The organism is Microbacterium sp. Root166, from assembly GCF_001427145.1.
Taxonomy (GTDB): Bacteria; Actinomycetota; Actinomycetes; order Actinomycetales; family Microbacteriaceae; genus Microbacterium.
In genome coordinates this window covers 1,033,430-1,050,591 of sequence record NZ_LMGL01000001.1, presented here as the reverse complement: position 1 = coordinate 1,050,591, position 17,162 = coordinate 1,033,430, and the positions used below count along the sequence as shown (strand labels likewise).

At 66.7% G+C, this 17,162-nt stretch carries 18 protein-coding genes and 2 tRNA genes; 8 read left to right on the top strand and 12 right to left on the bottom strand.

The features are described from left to right. Positions 1–12 precede the first annotated feature (12 nt). Positions 13–585, bottom strand: coding sequence for a peptidylprolyl isomerase (locus ASD56_RS04805; RefSeq protein ID WP_055961850.1), 573 nt, complete (start codon positions 583–585; stop codon positions 13–15). Between the two features lie 97 nt (positions 586–682). Here ASD56_RS04805 and ASD56_RS04800 point away from each other — a divergent pair, with 97 nt between their 5' ends. Both ASD56_RS04800 and ASD56_RS04795 read left to right on the top strand, forming a co-directional pair. Next, a complete protein-coding gene (locus ASD56_RS04800) occupies positions 683–1,267 on the top strand; it encodes a hypothetical protein (protein WP_055963673.1) in 585 nt (194 codons plus the stop codon). Next, positions 1,260–1,733 carry an aminoacyl-tRNA deacylase gene (locus ASD56_RS04795; RefSeq protein WP_055961846.1) on the top strand — a complete coding sequence of 158 codons (474 nt, stop codon included), beginning with the start codon at positions 1,260–1,262 and terminating at the stop codon, positions 1,731–1,733. The genes ASD56_RS04800 and ASD56_RS04795 overlap by 8 nt, the downstream gene beginning before the upstream one ends. A gap of 11 nt (positions 1,734–1,744) precedes the next feature. On the opposite strand, the gene ASD56_RS04790 is transcribed toward ASD56_RS04795, so the two are convergent. The 11 genes from ASD56_RS04790 to dnaA all read right to left on the bottom strand — a co-directional run bounded on the left by ASD56_RS04790 (position 1,745) and on the right by dnaA (position 13,443). Continuing rightward, positions 1,745–2,176, bottom strand: coding sequence for an NUDIX hydrolase (locus ASD56_RS04790; RefSeq protein ID WP_055961843.1), 432 nt, complete (start codon positions 2,174–2,176; stop codon positions 1,745–1,747). 58 nt (positions 2,177–2,234) lie between these two features. After that, positions 2,235–2,972, bottom strand: a complete 738-nt coding sequence (locus ASD56_RS04785; protein WP_157535763.1) for a Pr6Pr family membrane protein — start codon at positions 2,970–2,972, stop codon at positions 2,235–2,237. A gap of 341 nt (positions 2,973–3,313) precedes the next feature. Further along, a tRNA-Ala gene (locus ASD56_RS04780) sits at positions 3,314–3,386 on the bottom strand. A 9-nt stretch (positions 3,387–3,395) separates the two neighbouring features. Beyond that, positions 3,396–3,472: transfer RNA gene (locus ASD56_RS04775), tRNA-Ile, on the bottom strand. Between the two features lie 87 nt (positions 3,473–3,559). Further along, on the bottom strand, positions 3,560–3,964 hold the full coding sequence (locus ASD56_RS04770) for a DUF3566 domain-containing protein (RefSeq protein ID WP_055961836.1): 405 nt from the start codon (positions 3,962–3,964) through the stop codon (positions 3,560–3,562). Continuing rightward, positions 3,961–6,522, bottom strand: a complete 2,562-nt coding sequence (gene gyrA / locus ASD56_RS04765) for a DNA gyrase subunit A (RefSeq protein ID WP_055963669.1) — start codon at positions 6,520–6,522, stop codon at positions 3,961–3,963. Before gyrA ends, ASD56_RS04770 begins: the two co-directional genes overlap by 4 nt. Before the next feature lie 29 nt (positions 6,523–6,551). After that, positions 6,552–8,597, bottom strand: a complete 2,046-nt coding sequence (gyrB, locus tag ASD56_RS04760) for a DNA topoisomerase (ATP-hydrolyzing) subunit B (RefSeq protein ID WP_055961832.1) — start codon at positions 8,595–8,597, stop codon at positions 6,552–6,554. Between the two features lie 123 nt (positions 8,598–8,720). Beyond that, positions 8,721–9,239, bottom strand: coding sequence for a DUF721 domain-containing protein (locus ASD56_RS04755; protein ID WP_055961829.1), 519 nt, complete (start codon positions 9,237–9,239; stop codon positions 8,721–8,723). Further along, the gene (gene recF, locus ASD56_RS04750) at positions 9,232–10,389 is read right to left on the bottom strand and encodes a DNA replication/repair protein RecF (RefSeq protein ID WP_055961826.1); all 1,158 of its coding nucleotides are present in this window, start codon (positions 10,387–10,389) and stop codon (positions 9,232–9,234) included. The genes ASD56_RS04755 and recF overlap by 8 nt, the downstream gene beginning before the upstream one ends. A gap of 40 nt (positions 10,390–10,429) precedes the next feature. Further along, entirely contained in the window at positions 10,430–11,581 is a 1,152-nt protein-coding gene (gene dnaN, locus ASD56_RS04745; RefSeq protein ID WP_055961823.1) for a DNA polymerase III subunit beta, read from the bottom strand. 431 nt (positions 11,582–12,012) lie between these two features. Beyond that, positions 12,013–13,443, bottom strand: a complete 1,431-nt coding sequence (gene dnaA / locus ASD56_RS04740; RefSeq protein ID WP_055961820.1) for a chromosomal replication initiator protein DnaA — start codon at positions 13,441–13,443, stop codon at positions 12,013–12,015. Between the two features lie 310 nt (positions 13,444–13,753). Between dnaA and rpmH the strand changes: the two genes are divergently transcribed. Genes rpmH through rsmG form a run of 6 tightly spaced genes read left to right on the top strand, consistent with a single transcriptional unit; the run spans position 13,754 to position 16,928 of the window. Continuing rightward, a complete protein-coding gene (gene rpmH / locus ASD56_RS04735; RefSeq protein ID WP_055961817.1) occupies positions 13,754–13,891 on the top strand; it encodes a 50S ribosomal protein L34 in 138 nt (45 codons plus the stop codon). A gap of 9 nt (positions 13,892–13,900) precedes the next feature. Further along, positions 13,901–14,239: a ribonuclease P protein component gene (rnpA, locus tag ASD56_RS04730; protein ID WP_055961814.1), complete on the top strand. Its 339-nt coding sequence runs from the start codon at positions 13,901–13,903 to the stop codon at positions 14,237–14,239. Next, positions 14,236–14,592: a membrane protein insertion efficiency factor YidD gene (gene yidD / locus ASD56_RS04725; RefSeq protein WP_055961812.1), complete on the top strand. Its 357-nt coding sequence runs from the start codon at positions 14,236–14,238 to the stop codon at positions 14,590–14,592. The genes rnpA and yidD overlap by 4 nt, the downstream gene beginning before the upstream one ends. Positions 14,593–14,600: 8 nt before the next feature. Further along, positions 14,601–15,719, top strand: a complete 1,119-nt coding sequence (gene yidC / locus ASD56_RS04720; RefSeq protein WP_055961809.1) for a membrane protein insertase YidC — start codon at positions 14,601–14,603, stop codon at positions 15,717–15,719. A gap of 36 nt (positions 15,720–15,755) precedes the next feature. Further along, a complete protein-coding gene (locus ASD56_RS04715; protein WP_055961807.1) occupies positions 15,756–16,277 on the top strand; it encodes a Jag family protein in 522 nt (173 codons plus the stop codon). A gap of 24 nt (positions 16,278–16,301) precedes the next feature. After that, positions 16,302–16,928 (top strand): 16S rRNA (guanine(527)-N(7))-methyltransferase RsmG, encoded by a 627-nt coding sequence (gene rsmG / locus ASD56_RS04710; RefSeq protein ID WP_055961804.1) that lies wholly within the window; start codon positions 16,302–16,304, stop codon positions 16,926–16,928. Positions 16,929–17,162: the final 234 nt, after the last annotated feature.

Sequence of the window (17,162 nt, the reverse complement as noted above, 5' to 3'; positions counted from 1 at the left end):
CGCGGCGTGAACCTAGACCGCGGCGATGTCGACCGACTCGAGCACGACCGGCTCGATCGGACGGTCTCCCGCAGCGGTGGGCACGTCCGCGATCTTGTCGACGACGGCCTTCGAGGCGTCGTCGGCGACCTCGCCGAAGATGGTGTGCTTGCCCTGCAGCCACTCGGGACCGCGGCCGCCCTGGCCGGGCACCGTGATGAAGAACTGCGATCCGTTCGTGCCCTCCGCCTTGCCGGTGATGGCGTTGCGGCGGAGTCCGGCGTTGGCCATGGCGAGCTTGTACGGCTCGGTGAAGGTGAGCTCGGAGTTGATCTCATCGTCGAAGTTGTAGCCGGGACCGCCCACGCCCTGACCGAGCGGGTCGCCGCCCTGGATCATGAAGCCCGAGATGATGCGGTGGAAGACGACGTCCTTGTAGAGCGGTCCGTCGCCGGGCTTGCCGGTGGCGGGGTGCGTCCAGGGGAGCGTTCCATCGGCCAGGCCGATGAAGTTCTGGACGGTGCGAGGAGCGTGGTCCCCGAAGAGGTTGACGACGATGTCGCCGTGGTTGGTGTGGAAAGTGGCGACAGCGGTGGGGATCGGCATTCCTACATTCTTCCAGAGTTCTGTGCAACCCCTCCCGCCCGGGGAAGGGTCTGGCAAGATGGGGGAAATCCAGATCCCCGTCGAAAGGGAGGGCACCGTGAGCGTCAGCCGCAAGCGCAAGAAGGAACTCCGCAAGCTTCAGAACCAGGCCAATCAGCTCTGGGAGGCTCAGCAGGTGCTCGTGGGTGAGGCCGCGAGCGTCGCCCGAGAGGCCAGCAAGCAGCTCGGCCACTTCGGCCGCGAACAGGTGAAGCCGCAGGTGCAGGCCGGCTACCAGCAGTACGCCGCCCCCTACGTCGATCGTGGCGTCAAGGCGTCCAAGCACCTCCTCGAGAACAACATCGTGCCCGCCGCGGGCGCCGTCGTCGGCTCCGCGCTGTCGGTGTGGGATGCCGCGAACGACACCCGTGCCCGCCTCGCGTCCGGCAAGGGCCTGTCGATGCCCGACGCGGCGAAGTACTCCAAGAAGATGGACAAGTACACCAAGGAGGCGACGAAGGCGATGTCCGCCAAGCTCGCTGGACGCACCCCGCAGCGCCAGGGCATGGGAGCGGGGGGCGTCATCGCCCTCATCCTCGGAGTCGCCGCTGCGCTCGGAGTGCTCTACGCCGCCTGGCAGACGCTCCGCGCCGACGACGAGCTGTGGGTCGCGGACGACCCGCTGCGCGCCCCGGATGCCTGATCCCCTCGATCGCGTCAGAGAAGCGGCATCCGCTCGAGGCCTTGCCATCGAGCTGCGCGAACGCCCCGTGGCAGCGAGCCTGCCCGAGGCGGCCGCGCTGCTCGGCATCGAGCCCGCGGGCATCGTCAAGACGCTCGTCGTGAAGCGGAGCGACGACACCTTCCTGTTCGCCCTTGTGCCCGGCGACCGGTCGATCTCCTGGCCCAAGCTGCGTGCCGTCGTCGGTGTGAACAAGCTGCAGCTGCCCGATCCGCAGCGCGCGCTCGAGGCGACCGGGTACGAACGCGGCACGATCGTGCCGATCGGCAGTTCGCAGGACTGGCCGGTCTACGCCGACGAGCAGATCGCCGGGCGACGCATCGCGATGGGCGCCGGCGCCCATGGGTACAGCCTGTTCGTCGAGGCCGACGACCTCATCGCAGCCTATGGCGCGACCGTCGCCGACATCTCGCAGCCGGCCGGCTGACGGCATCCGTCTCAGTTCGTCTTCGGCTGGGCCATGCCCAGCGCGATGTCCACGAGCTTCACCCGCTGAAGTGCGGGCACCTCGGCGAGCGGGAACCACTCCGCGCGGTCCGTCGTTCCGTTCTTCTCGTTGCGCAGTCGCCCGCCGGTCACACTCGCGCGGTAGACGATGCGCAGCGTGTGCAGGGGCTCGGTCACCCCGGGGGTGAGGCGTCTGCTCGGAGGGATGACGCGTGAATGGATGCCGAGCAGCTCATCGATCTCGACCTTGTAGCCCGTCTCCTCCCGCACCTCACGCCGTGCGGCCGTCTCGGGATCCTCACCGGGCTCGAGTCCCCCACCCGGCATCGTCCAGGCGGAGCGCCGGCCCTCGTTCCAATGGGCGAGGAGGATGCGCTGGTCGTCGTCGATGACGACCGCGTAGGCGGCGACGCGCAGATCCATGCTTCACCATAACGGGCGGCCATTCCCGCGCACGGGAATGGCCGCCTCGAGCTCAGGATCAGCGGTGCAGCACGGCGACCCGTTCCGGCGTCAGCGCCCTGCGGGCCGCGCGGCGTTCACGATAGCGGCCGGTCGCGATGACCGCCGCGCCGATCCCGACGAAGGCCACGAAGATCGCCGCGATGTACATCAGTGCCGATCCCCACCCACCGGCACCGTGCGGGTCGAGGAACGGGTACGGATACCACCACGGGGTCGAGCCGAACGGGTCGGCGACGAACTCGCCCCGGACCATCGTGTGCAACAGCCAGAGCAGCGGGTAGGCGGCCAGCACCGCGAGGCTCCACCATGGCAGACCGCGCCGCCGCGTCGCGAACAGCAGATCCACCAGCAGATACACCGGCAGCACCACGTGGAGCACCTCGACCGCGTACGAGTCGAGGATGGCGATCCCCGCCGAGTCACCGAGTGCGATGCCCGAGGGAGCCGCGCGCAGCAGCACGTTGTAGACGATGCCGAGCAGCAGCATCGGCACCGTGGCCAACGCGAGGCCCAGAGCGACCGACCGCGGTTCGCGGGTGGTGCCCGGATGCAGCCGCGACCAGGCAGCCGCGACTCCGAGGGCGATGACGCTCAGCATCGTGGACACGATGGTGAACATCCCGAAATAGTTTGCGAGGACGACCGAGAGGTCGGCCCCTTGCCGCGTGGCGCGATCGACGTTGACGACGTATCCCGCCGCGATTCCTGACAAACCGGCGGCCCCCACCGCGAGTCTGATCCATGACCAGTGCATGTCCATCCCCTCCCACTCGAACGAGGTGTCCGATATTGGTGAGGCAGGTTTAGCGCTGCGAGGTCCGCCGGCGCCGGAATGCTGTCGCCGAGCGGAGCAGGAGCAGGGCGGGAAGCGTCGTCCTTTGTGTGCAACCTACATGCTGTCCACCGATTGGGGGACGTGATCTACAAAAACATCTGATGTTACCCCTGGAACATAAATGGACCGGCCTGATAGGCCGGTCCTTCAACGTGGAGCCTAGGAGACTCCGTCGCCTCGCTGCGCTCGGCTCCTCCTCGAATCGCTGAACCCGTTAATGCGAGAAGGACCGACCCTTCGGGCCAGTCCGTCTCGCATTGTGGAGCCTAGGAGATTCGAACTCCTGACATCCTGCTTGCAAAGCAGGCGCTCTACCAACTGAGCTAAGGCCCCGCGGCTGTGTGGTGGGGGTACCAGGACTTGAACCTGGGACCTCTTCATTATCAGTGAAGCGCTCTAACCGCCTGAGCTATACCCCCGCTTGCAACGGCGATTTGCGCGCCGTTCAGCCTCCAAGACTTTACCCGACAGGAGTCGTTTTCACGAATCGGGCAGAGTCGCGGAGATCAGTTCGAGGTGAAGCCCACCAGGAGGCCACCCGTCACCTTCACGGCGAGGTTGTAGATGCCGGCCAGCACAGCGCCGAGCACCGTCACCACGACGAGGTTCAGGATCGCGACGATCGCCGAGAACGCGAGCACCTGCGGCAGGCTCACGAACTGCGAGAGCAGGATGCTGCCGTCGGTGAAGTTGCCGAAGAACTCATCCGCCCGCGCGATGAGACCCGTGGTCTGCACCACCAGGTACACCAGCACGAACGAGACGACCGTCACCACTGCGAGGGCGATGGCCGCCAGGAACGACAGCTTCACCGCCGACCAGAAGTCGATGTAGACCAGGCGCAGGCGGACCTGCTTGGTGCTGGACTTGTGGCTGGATTTCTTGGCGAGCTTGTCGGCTACGGTGCTCATGCGTCAGTACTCTCTTCGGGGGTCTCGGGAGAGGCGTCGGGGGTGGCCGATTCCGGGTCGGCGGCCTCTGCGTTCTCGGCCAGGCCCCGCTCTCCGTTCCGCGCAATCGCGATGATGCGATCTTCGTCAGCGGCACGAGCGAAGACGACGCCCATCGTGTCGCGGCCCTTGGCTGGGACCTCGGCCACGGCAGAGCGTACCACCTTGCCGCTGGCAAGAACCACCAAGACCTCGTCGTCGTCGGCGACGATCAGACCGCCCGCGAGGACCCCTCGATCATCGGTCAGACGGGCGACCTTGATGCCGAGTCCGCCGCGGCTCTGGGTGCGGTACTGGTCGACGGCGGTGCGCTTGGCGTACCCGCCTTCGGTCACCACGAACACCGAGCCGTCGTCCTTCACGACCGACGCCGACAGCACGCTGTCGTCGCCGCGGAACGACATTCCCTTGACGCCCTCGGTCGACCGTCCCATGGGGCGCAGCGCCTCATCGGTGGCGGTGAAGCGCAGCGACATCCCGTGCCGGCTGATGAGAAGGATGTCGTCGCCGGACTCGACCAGGAGCGCGCTGACGACCTCGTCTCCCTCGCGCAGCTTGATCGCGATGACGCCGCCCTGGCGGTTGGTGTCGTACTCGGTGAGGCGGGTCTTCTTGACCAGCCCGCTGCGGGTGGCGAGCACCAGGTGCTCGGCCGCGGAGTAGTCGCGGATGTCGAGGATCTGGGCGATCTCCTCGTCGGGCTGCAGCGCCAGCAGGTTCGCGACGTGCTGGCCCTTGGCGTCGCGCCCGGCCTCGGGCACCTCGTACGCCTTGGAGCGGTAGACCCGGCCCTTGGTCGTGAAGAAGAGGAGCCAGTGGTGGGTGGTCGTGACGAAGAAGTGCTCGACCACGTCGTCGGCGCGCAGCTGCGCGCCCTTCACTCCCTTGCCGCCGCGGTGCTGCTGGCGGTAGTTGTCGCTGCGGGTGCGCTTGATGTACCCGTCGCGCGTGACGGTGAGTACCATCTCCTCTTCGGGGATGAGGTCCTCGATCGACATGTCGCCGTCGTAGCCGTGCAGGATCTCGGTGCGGCGGTCGTCGCCGAAACGGTCCACGACCGCGGTGAGCTCTTCGCGGATGATCAGGCGCTGACGCGACTCGTCGGCGAGGATCGCCTTGAAGTCGGTGATCTGGGCCTCGAGGTCGTTCGCCTCGTCGATGATCTTCTGACGCTCGAGCGCGGCAAGGCGACGGAGCTGCATCGACAGGATCGCGTCGGCCTGGTCGTTGTCGATCTCGAGCAGCGACTTGAGCCCCTCGCGGGCCTCATCCACGGTGGGAGACCGGCGGATGAGCGCGATGACCTCGTCGAGCGCATCGAGCGCCTTGAGGTAACCGCGCAGGATGTGCATGCGCTCCTCCGCCTTGCGGAGGCGGTAGGTCGTGCGCCGGACGATCACCTCGATCTGGTGCTCGATCCAGTGGGTCACGAACCCGTCGAGCGGAAGCGTGCGCGGCACGCCGTCGACGATCGCGAGCATGTTCGCGCCGAAGTTCTCCTGCAGCTGGGTGTGCTTGTACAGGTTGTTCAGCACGACCTTGGCGACGGCATCCCGTTTCAGCACGATCACCAGGCGCTGACCCGTGCGGCCCGACGTCTCGTCGCGGATGTCGGCGATGCCGGTGATCTTGCCCTCGCGGGCGAGGTCGCTGATCTTCACCGCGACGTTGTCGGGGTTGACCTGGTACGGCAGCTCGGTGATCACCAGGCACGTCCGGCCCTGGATCTCCTCCACGTTGACGACCGCGCGCATCGTGATCGAGCCGCGGCCGGTGCGGTAGGCGTCCTTGATGCCACGCGTTCCGAGGATCTGCGCGTGCGTCGGGAAGTCGGGCCCGGGTATGCGCTCCATGAGCGCCTCGAGCAGCTCTTCACGCGAGGCATCCGGATTCTCGAGTGCCCACAGCGCGCCCGAGGAGACTTCGCGAAGGTTGTGCGGCGGGATGTTGGTCGCCATGCCGACCGCGATGCCGACCGACCCGTTGACCAGGAGGTTCGGGAAGCGCGCCGGCAGGACCGTGGGCTCCTGGGTCTGGCCGTCGTAGTTGTCCTGGAAGTCGACGGTCTCCTCTTCGATGTCGCGCACGAGCTCGAGCGCGAGGGGAGCCATCTTCGTCTCGGTGTATCGCGGCGCGGCCGCGCCCTGGTTGCCGGGCGAGCCGAAGTTGCCCTGGCCGAGAGCCAGCGGGTAGCGCAGCGACCACGGCTGCACGAGGCGCACGAGGGCGTCGTAGATCGGGGCGTCGCCGTGCGGGTGGTAGTGACCCATCACCTCGCCGACGACACGGGCGCACTTGGAGAACGACTTGTCGGGCCGGAATCCGCCGTCGTACATGCCGTAGATCACGCGGCGGTGCACGGGCTTCAGGCCGTCGCGCACGTCGGGCAGAGCGCGCCCGACGATCACGCTCATCGCGTAGTCGAGGTAGCTGCGCTGCATCTCCAACTGGAGGTCGACCTGGTCGATGTGACCGTGGTTGTGCGCGGGTTCGGTGGTGGGGCGTTCGTCGTCAGCCATGTTCACTCAGTTCTCAGTGGTCGAAGCGCTCAGATGTCCAGGAAGCGCACGTCTTTGGCGTTGCGCTGGATGAAGCTGCGGCGCGACTCGACGTCTTCGCCCATCAGGATCGTGAAGATCTCGTCGGCTGCGGCAGCATCGTCGATCGTCACCTGCTTGAGCGTGCGCGTCTCGGGATCCATGGTGGTCTCCCACAGTTCGTGGTCGTTCATCTCACCGAGACCCTTGTAGCGCTGGATCGCGTTGTCCTTCGGGATGCGGCGTCCTGCTGCGGCGCCCTCGGCGAGCAGCGCGTCGCGCTCCCGGTCGCTGTAGGCGTACTCGTGCGCGGCGTTGGACCACTTGAGGCGGTACAGCGGCGGCTGCGCGAGGTAGACGAAGCCGGCCTCGATGAGTCCGCGCATGTAGCGGAACAGCAGGGTCAGCAGCAGCGTGGTGATGTGCTGGCCGTCGACATCGGCATCCGCCATCAAGACGATCTTGTGGTATCGCGCCTTGGCGATGTCGAAGTCCTCGCCGATGCCCGTGCCGAAGGCCTGGATCATCGCCTGGACTTCCTTGTTGCCGAGCGCGCGGTCCAGCCGCGCGCGTTCGACGTTGAGGATCTTGCCGCGCAGCGCCAGGATCGCCTGCGTGTGCGGATCGCGGCCCTGGACCGCCGAGCCACCGGCCGAGTCACCCTCGACGAGGAAGATCTCGCTGATCGAGGGGTCCTTGCTGGTGCAGTCCTTGAGCTTGTCGGGCATGGCCGCCGATTCGAAGACGCTCTTGCGCCGCGCGGTCTCGCGGGCCTTGCGTGCGGCGAGGCGGGCGGTCGCCGCGTCGATCGCCTTGCGGATCACGTTCTTGGCCTGCGCCGGGTTGCGGTCGAACCAGTCGCCCAGCTGATCGCCGACGACCTTCTGCACGAACGCCTTGGCTTCGGTGTTTCCGAGCTTGGTCTTGGTCTGGCCCTCGAACTGGGGCTCGGAGAGCTTGACGGAGATGACGGCGGTCAGACCCTCGCGGATGTCCTCGCCGGTGAGGTTCTCGTCCTTCTCCTTGAGAAGGTTGTTCGCCCGCGCGTACCGGTTGACGAGCGTGGTGAGCGCGGCGCGGAAGCCCTCTTCGTGGGTTCCGCCCTCGTGCGTGTTGATCGTGTTCGCGTAGGTGAAGACGTTCTCGGTGTAGCTCGTCGTCCACTGCATCGCGAGCTCGAGCGCGATCTTGCGCTCGGTGTCTTCGGTCTCGAAGTCGATGATCTCGTCATTGACGACGTCGGCGTGACGCACCTTGTTGAGGTGCTCGACATAGTCCACGAGACCACGCTCGTAGAGGAAGCTGTCGTGGCGCGGCTTCAGCTCGTCGGTCTCGCTCTCGCCCGGTGCGCTCGCCTCGGTGAGGCCTTCGGGCCGCTCGTCGCGGAGGCTGATGCGCAGCCCCTTGTTGAGGAACGCCATCTGCTGGAAGCGAGTGCGCAGCGTGTCGTAGTCGAAATCGACGGTGTCGAAGATGGACGCGTCCGGCCAGAAGGTGATCGTCGTGCCGGTCTCGTCGGTCTCCTCCTCCTTGGCGAGGGGCGAGATCGGCTGGCCGCCGTCGCGGTACGACTGGCGCCACGCGTAGCCCTGGCGCTTGACCTCGACCTCGAGGCGCGTGGACAGCGCGTTGACGACCGAGGAGCCGACGCCGTGCAGACCACCGGAGACGGCGTAGCCGCCGCCGCCGAACTTTCCGCCGGCGTGCAGCACGGTGAGAACGACCTCCACGGTGGACTTGCCCTCGGTGCGGTGCATGTCGACCGGGATGCCGCGGCCATTGTCGATGACGCGGACGGCGCCGTCGGACAGGATCGTGACGTCGATCAGGTCGCAGTGCCCCGCCAGCGCCTCGTCGACGGAGTTGTCGACGATCTCCTGGACGAGATGGTGGAGCCCGCGCGCTCCGGTCGAGCCGATGTACATGCCGGGGCGCTTGCGAACGGCCTCGAGGCCTTCGAGCACCTGGATGTCGTCGGCCCCGTACCCGTTCGGAAGGGGGTCAGCGGAGCGAGCTGCGGGTTCCTCGGGAACGGCTTCGGGATTCACGGACGTCATTAGTCAGGGCGCTCCAGATCGTTCGGCGGGGGCACCGTCCAGCCTATCAAGTGCGGCTGTGTTTCAGGGGCCTCTACGCCCCTGTGGCGAACGGAAATCTGTTCGGACGATATCTGACGTGACTCAGCCGTAGGTATCGCGCGGGCCACGCCCTGGAATCGTTCTGGGGCCCCATTTCCAGGAGGGGACGTCCGGGCCGATGAAACGTATCGCGTCGACCCCGGCGTCGGGGAACCGTCGGACGATCTCCGAGAGGATGTGCGCGCGCATCAGCTGGAGTTGCTTCGCCCACGCCGTAGAGTCTGCCTGAACCGTCAGCGTGCCCTCCGAGAAGGCCACCGGGCGGGTGTGCTTCGATGTGTCGTCACCGGCGACGTCGGCCCACGCGCGCACGACGTCCTCACGCGCGAGCTCTTTGTCCCAGCCGGCTTCGCGAGTGAGCGCAGACAGCACGTCGCCGACCCCGCGGGGATCCCGGCCCGGGGTGAACGGCGCGTTCTCGTCATCTGCGGTGCGGCGGCGGCGCTTGCGGTACGAGCGCGCCGTCGGCTCGAGCCCTCGCAGCCGCAGATAGGTCGCGATCGTCTCCGGCACGGCCGGGGTGTCGGCCGTGGATCCGCCGCCCTCGATCGGCTCAGGCATCTGCGGACTCCAGGATCGTGCCGGCCTCGACGCGGACGATGCGGGCTCGCAGCGCGGTGGGGACATCCTCTTCGACGGCGGCGGTGACGACGACCTGCTCGTAACCGCCGGCCAGCTGCGCGAGGCGGGCCCGGCGATCGGTGTCGAGCTCGGCGAAGACGTCGTCGAGGATGAGCACAGGATCACCCAGGCGCGACTCGGCCCGCAGCAGCTCGGCCGAGGCCAGCCGCAGCGCGAGCGCGACCGACCACGACTCGCCGTGCGACGCGTAGCCCTTGACCGGCAGACCGCGCACGCGGAGCACGAGATCGTCGCGGTGAGGGCCGACCAGGGTGAGGCCGCGATCGAGTTCGGCCGAGCGCCGGTCGGCGAGTGCCTGCCGGAACAGCTCCGCGACGCGGGAACCGGATGCCGCGTCGACAGGTCCATCGGAACCCTCCTCCGGGTCGGCGCCCGACACCGACAGTGCCCACTCTGCTACGGGGCTGTGATCGGCGCCGGCGATCGCGGTGTACGCGGCGGCCAGGGGTCCCTTGAGGTCGGCGGCGAGGGACAGGCGCGCCTCGATCAGTTCGGTGCCGAGCACGATGAGCTTGTCGTCCCACACATCGAGCGTCGACAGGGCCTCGCCGCGGAGTCCCCGGGACTTCGCGGATTTGAGCAGGGCGGTGCGCTGCTTGAGCACGCGATCGTAGTCGCCGAGCACTCCCGACATACGGGGTGTGCGCTGCACCAGGAGTTGGTCGGCGAATCGCCGGCGTGACGACGGATCGCCGCGGACGATCTGGAGATCCTCCGGTGCGAAGAGCACGACCTGCGCGTACCGCGGCAGCTCGGAGGGCTTGACCGGGGCGCCGTTGACCCGAGCCTTGTTGGCGCCCTGCCTGTTCAGCTGGACCTCCAGCAGCACCCGCCGCTCACCGTGGGCGAGACGCGCCCGGATGATCGCGGCATCCGCTCCGTCACGCACCATCGGCGCGTCGTTGGACACACGATGCGAGCCGAGGGTCGCGAAGAAGCCGATCGCTTCGGCGAGATTCGTCTTGCCCTGGCCGTTCCGGCCGACGAAGACGTTCGGTCCCGGTGCCAGCGAGACATCGGCGACCGCATAGTTGCGGAAGTCGACGAGACTCAGCTGCTCCACGATCACCGGTCAAGCCTAATGACGGGCGCGGACGCCGGCTGGATCGTCAGCGCAGCAGCAGGTTCGGCTGGAGCAGGTAGCGGAACGAGTCCGAGCCGGCCTTGTCGACCGACGTCTGCGGCGTGATCAGCACGGGGCTCAGCTTGTTGGCGTTCTCGCTCGAGGTGAACGTGATGCGCGCGAACTCGCTCTTGACCGCGCTGAGCGACTCGAGCAGGTACTGGGGATTGAGCCCCAGCGTGACGTCTTCGCCCACCAGGTTCGCGTCGACCGACTCGGTGGCGCGCGCCTGCTCGGTGCCGGAGGCGTCCATCGAGACCGTGTCGGTCGTGAATGTGAACCGCAGCGGCGCAGAACGATCGAGCACAAGCGAGACACGACGGACGGCTTCGGCGAGCTCGGCCGTGTTGACGACCGCGTGGTGCTCCGTGGCCTCGGGGAAAAGCCGTCGCACCGGCGGGAAGTTGCCCTTGATCAGCAGCGACGTCACGGTCTTGTTGCCCGCCGTGAACGCGATGATCTCGCGGTCGCCCGATCCGGAGAACGCGATCGAGATGTCGCCGCCGTGGGCGAAGGTCTTGCCGACCTCGATGAGGGTCCGCGCCGGAACCAGGGCGGTGGTCGGCTCGTCCGAGCTGGATGCGCCGCCGTCCCAGGGGATCTCGCGGAGCGCGACGCGGTAGCGGTCGGTGGCGACGAGGCTGAGGGCGGTGCCGGACACCTCGAGCTGCACGCCCGTGAGGACGGGAGTCACGTCGTCTCGGGACGCGGCGAAGGCGACCTGCGCGATGGCCGTGGCGAAATCCTCGGCCGGGACCAGCCCGGAGTCACCGGTGACCTCGGGAATCGCGGGGTACTCCTGCACCGGCATGGAAGCCAGGGTGAAGCGTGCCGAGCCGCAGGTCAGGACGATGCCGCCGTCTTCGTCGACCTCGATCTGGATCGGGGCGTTGGGCAGGCGGCTCGCGATCTCGGACAGCAGACGGCCGTGGACGAGGATGGTGCCCGGCTCGTCGACCGTCGCTTCGATGGTCGTGCGTGCGGATGCCTCGTAGTCGAAGGCCGCGAGCGAAAGACCCGCCTCGGATGCCTCGATCAGCACGCCGGCCAGGATCGGCTGCGGATTGCGCTGCGGAAGGAGCTTGACGACGAACGACACGGCCTCGCTGAACACATCGCGATTGACGTGGAACTTCACGAATGCTCCCTCGACTGCGGGTTGGGGCTTCTCATGCTAGTGGCAGGCCCCTCCGATGCTAGTGCCGATGGACGCGGCATCCGTCCACCGGAGCTCTCCACCGTCAAGGTCATCGGATCCGGTCTTCATCAAACACTTAATGTCATGGTGTTAACCGCTGTGGAAACTGTGGACAACTCGGCCGATCTCAGTCGAGAGAGGGAAACCACATCGTTGTGACTTGTGGAACGGCTGAGGACGGGCTGCGGGAGACGACCTCCGCCCAGCACCGGCTGTCCACAGCTATCCACAGGCTCGGACGGCCCCACGAACAATGTTTCCGCAGGCTTGTGGAGTTATCCACAGGTTTTCCACACTGTGAAGAACGCGAATATTGGCCCTCTGTGGGACCGGTGTCAAGCACTTCTTGCGGCATATGACCGCAGCGGGGATCAGCGGCCGTTGCGACCGAGCTGAGTGGTGATCTCGGACACCTGGTTGTAGATCGAGCGACGCTCCTTCATGAGGTCGCTGATCTTCTTGTAGGCGTACATCACGGTGGTGTGATCGCGGTTGCCGAACAACTGGCCGATCTTGGGCAGCGACAGGCTCGTGCGCTCACGACACAGGTACATGGCGATCTGACGCGCGGTGGCGACCGATTGCGAACGGCTCGAGCCGTACAGGTCGTCGACGGTCAGCTTGAAGTACTGCGCGGTCGCGGTGATGATGTCGGTCGGCGAGATGACGTTGGCGTCGTCCTGGTCGACGATGTCGCGCAGCACGGTCTGCGCCAGCGACATGTCGAGCGTCGATCGGTTCAGGCTCGCGAACGCGGACACGCGGATGAGCGCGCCCTCGAGTTCGCGGATATTCGAGGACACCACCGTGGCGATGTACTCGAGCACCTCATCGGGAATGTGAAGCCGCTCGCTCTGCGCCTTCTTGCGGAGGATCGCGATGCGGGTCTCGAGGTCGGGTGCCTGCACATCGGTGATGAGACCCCACTCGAACCGGCTGCGCATGCGGTCTTCGAACCCGGTGAGGTGCTTGGGCGGGACATCGCTGGTGATCACGACCTGCTTGTCGTGATCGTGCAGGGTGTTGAACGTGTGGAAGAACGCCTCCTGCGTCTCGGCACGTCCCTGCAGGAACTGGATGTCGTCGATGAGGAGGATGTCGACGTCCCGGTAGCGCGCCTGGAAGGCCGACCCGCGGTTGTTGGCGATCGAGTTGATGAAGTCGTTCGTGAACTCTTCGCTCGAGACGTATCGGACCCGGATGCCGGTGTAGAGGCTGAGGGCGTAGTCGCCGATCGCGTGAAGCAGGTGCGTCTTGCCGAGGCCCGAGTCGCCGTAGATGAACAGCGGGTTGTACGCCTTTGCAGGGGCCTCGGCCACTGCGACCGCGGCGGCATGCGCGAAGCGGTTGGACTGCCCGATGACGAAGTTGTCGAACGTGTACTTCGGGTTCAGTCGGGTGTCGCTGCGCGACGAAGCGGATGCCACGTCCCCGGGCTCTTCCATCGGGGGGCGCGCGACGACCGTCGGGGCGATACTGCTCTGGGTCTGCACCGGCAGCGGAGCCGTCATGTGCGCATCGGCCAGCTCGGGGTTCACCACGACGCGGAAGGACGTCGCCGGCGTCTCCTCTGACTGGCCGACCCGGGTCAGGGCCTCCATGATCGGCGTGCGCATGCGCTTGGTGAACTGCGCGGCCGTCAGATCGTTGGGCACGTCGAGGTAGAGAGTGCCGCTCATGACGCCCTGCGGCACCGCGAGGCTCAGGAAGCCGTGCAGCTGCGGGGTGATCCGCTCGTCCCCCGCGAGTTCGTCGAGCACCGCCGACCAGACCGGAACATCTGGAATCTCGTGCGGTGACATGGCCCCCCCGGGGTGTTGATGAATCCACCCGGAGCCGCGGAAAGCTCCCGCGGAGGCCTGTGGATAACTGCCCGAGCTACGCTAGTTCCCGGGCGACCCTGGAGCAAACCCCACTGTGGATGGATGCGGTGTGTCGTTCCGGACCGCCGACACGCGCCGCGGCATAATGCCGGTCCGACCCGCTCAGTTTGAGTTCTCAGGCGGCTCGGCGTACCCTAAATCGGTTGACTTATGCCTATTCGGCAGTCCCTTTGTACGTAGCGTCTCCGGTCTCAGATTCCCGGTGACACCTGATCCGGAAGCGATCCTCATGAGCAAGCGCACTTTCCAGCCCAACAACCGCCGCCGCGCCAAGAAGCACGGCTTCCGTGCCCGCATGCACACCCGTGCCGGCCGTGCCATCCTCTCGGCTCGTCGCGGCAAGGGCCGCACCGAGCTCTCGGCCTGACCCCCAGCGGTGCTGGCGCGGCCGAACCGACTCACCCGCGGTGCGGAGTACAAGGCCGTCGTCCGCCGGGGTCGTCGTTGCGCCGGTGCGCACACCGTGACCTACGTCAATCCGGCATCCGATCCCGAGGGTCCTGCGCGCTTCGGCTTCATCGTGAGCCGGCAGGTCGGCGGTGCTGTGGTGCGCAACACGGTTCGTCGTCGCCTGAAGGCGCTCTCGGCCGAGTCGCTGCCGACCCTGCGCCCCGGGATCGACATCGTCATTCGCGCTCTTCCGAGCGCCGCGACCATTCCGTTCGGCGAGCTGCGCGATGAGGTAGCCCGGTGCCTGGCACGGAGGACGACATGAGCGTCCTGCCGTCCTACGCCATCGGCGAGGCCCACTTCGAGGCATCCGCTCTTCTTCGTGCGGCACCCCTGCTTCCCCGCAATGCGGTGCTCGCGGTGCTGCACGGCTACCGGGCGACGATCTCGCACACCTACGGCGACGTCTGCAAGTACTACCCGTCGTGCTCTGCCTACGCCGTCGGTGCGGTGCAGCAGCACGGCGCCGTCAAGGGCGCTGCTCTCACTGCGGCCCGCCTCGGCCGCTGTCACCCCTGGGCGGTGGGCGGCGTCGATGACGTCCCTGCGCACTCGAACTTCCGGCACGCGCTGACCACCCGTGGTTTCGTCGTGCCTGCTCCCACCGGAAAGGACTGATCCTCCGCATGGATCTCTTGCTGGCCTCCACTCCCGCCCCTGACGCCGCCGCAGGCGGGTTCGATCTCATCGGGATCATCCTGTGGCCCCTGAAGTGGGCGGTCGAGGCTGTCCTCGTCGCCTGGCACTGGTTCTTCACCGCGGTTGGTCTTCCGCCGGCGGACGGCATCACCTGGGTGCTGTCGATCGTCGGCCTCGTCATCGTGGTGCGCTCGGCTCTCATTCCGCTCTTCGTGAAGCAGATCAAGAGCCAGCGCAAGATGATGGAAATTGCCCCTGAACTGCGAAAAGTTCAGGAGAAGTACAAGGGCAAGCGCGACCAGCTCTCTCGCGAGGCCATGAGCCGCGAGACCATGGCGCTGTACAAGAAGCACGGCACGACGCCCGTGTCGAGCTGTCTTCCGCTGCTCGTGCAGATGCCGATCTTCTTCGCCCTGTTCAGCGTGCTCAACGACGTGACGAAGCACTATCAGCTGGGCATCGGCGGTGTCGGGCTCCTCAACGCAGAGCTCACCGCTGAGTTCTACAACGCGAAGCTGTTCGGCGTCGCTTCGCTGCACGAGACTCTGATCGACGCGGTCAATACCGGCAACACGGCGGCCATCGCCATTCTGGCGACGCTCGTGGTGCTGATGATCGCATCGCAGTTCTTCACCCAGCTGCAGATCATCTCGAAGAACCTCTCCCCCGAGGCCAAGACCGGCCAGGCCTACCAGATGCAGAAGATCATGCTCTGGGTGCTGCCGTTCGCCTTCGTCTTCTCGGGCGTCTTCTTCCCGCTCGGTGTCGTCATCTACTGGTTCGTGTCGAACCTCTGGACGATGGGTCAGCAGTTCCTGGTCATCCGCGAGATGCCGACGCCGGGTTCGGACGCGGCGAAGGCCCGTGAGGAGCGCCTCGCCCGCAAGGGCAAGGCCATCGACGCCTCGGGCAAGGTCGTGCCGATGGAGAAGTACGTCGCCGAGCAGCAGCGCCTGTACGAAGAGGCCGAACGTGCGCGTGCGGCCGCGCCCAAGCGCCAGCAGCCCGTCGGCAAGCAGCGTGCCAAGAAGCAGGGCCAGAAGCAGCAGGGACAGAAGGCGACCCCCGGCGATGCTTCTGAAGACCCTGCCGGCACCGCATCCTGACGACCTGAGCACTGCCCCCCTGAGTTTGAGGACACCATGACCAGCACTCCCGAGTTCGCGCCCGTCGACTCCGCACCCGCAGAACGCGTGCCCGCCACCGCGGAGCAGCTCGAGCAGGAAGGCGATGTCGCTGCCGACTTCATCGAGGGACTGCTCGACATCGCCGACATCGACGGCGATCTCGACCTCGATGTGCGCGGCGGTCGCGCCTACGTCTCAGTGGAAGCACCGGAAGGCGGATCGGTGGCGTTGATCGCCGAGCCCGACACCGTCCAGGCCCTCCAGGAGCTGACCCGTATCGCCGTGCAGACGCGCACCGGTCGTTTCTCCCGCCTGATCCTCGACGTCGGCGGGTCGCGCGACACACGTCAGCGTCAGCTGGCGACTCTGGTCGACCGAGCGATCGATCGCCTGAAGGAAGGCGCGACGCAGGCCTCGCTGCCCGCTATGTCGAGCTATGAGCGCAAGCTCGTGCACGACATCGTGTCGGACCGGGGCTTCGTGTCGGAGTCGTACGGCGAGGGCGCCGACCGCCACACGGTGATCAAGCGCGGCTGACGCTGCGTTTCACGTGAAACATCGATGACTGAGATCGAGCAGGAACCTTCCGCGGCTGCAGTTCTCTTCGGAGACCGGATCGAACTGGCCCGCCGGTTCACGGAAGCACTGGGTGAGTACGGCGAGGAGCGAGGTCTGATCGGACCCCTCGAGCCGCCCCGCCTGTGGAGCCGGCACATCCTCAACAGCGCCGTCATCGCGCCGCTGTTCTCTCCGGGACGCGTGGGCGATGTGGGATCGGGCGCCGGTCTGCCGGGAATCGTCCTGGCGATCGCTCGACCGGATGTGCAGTGGGTGCTCATCGAGCCGATGGAGCGCCGGGTCGCCTGGCTCACAGAGCAGTCGACAGAGCTCGGGCTCGACAACGTCGAAGTGGTTCGAGCGCGCGCTGAAGACTGGAAGTTCGGCCCGGTCCTGGACGCCGTCACAGCCCGTGCCGTGAGTGCGCTTCGCACACTCGTTCCGCTGACTGCGCCGCTTGTTCGCAACGGAGGCGAGCTCATCCTTCTCAAGGGCGCGAGTGGCGCGTCCGAGATCGACGCAGCCGAGAAGCAGCTTCGCAAGTACCGCGTGACGAACGCTCGACTCGAAGTGGTGGGCGAAGGACTCCTCGAGGAGCCTTCGCGAGTCGTGCGAGCGACCGTCCGCTGACCTGACCTGCCGATCTCAGCCGATCGGTGTTTCACGTGCAACATCGGACCCCACGAGTACGAGCTTTGTGCATACCATGCGTCGGCCCGCGCGGATCGAGATCCTCGGGATGACGCAGCTGTCGCGGGTCGATGCACGATGCCGATTGCTCACGCGTCACGGCTCGCACGCCCGTCCTGGGACCGCAGGGGTTGCAGCTGGTCGTCAATGTTTCACGTGAAACGCGTTGGAAAG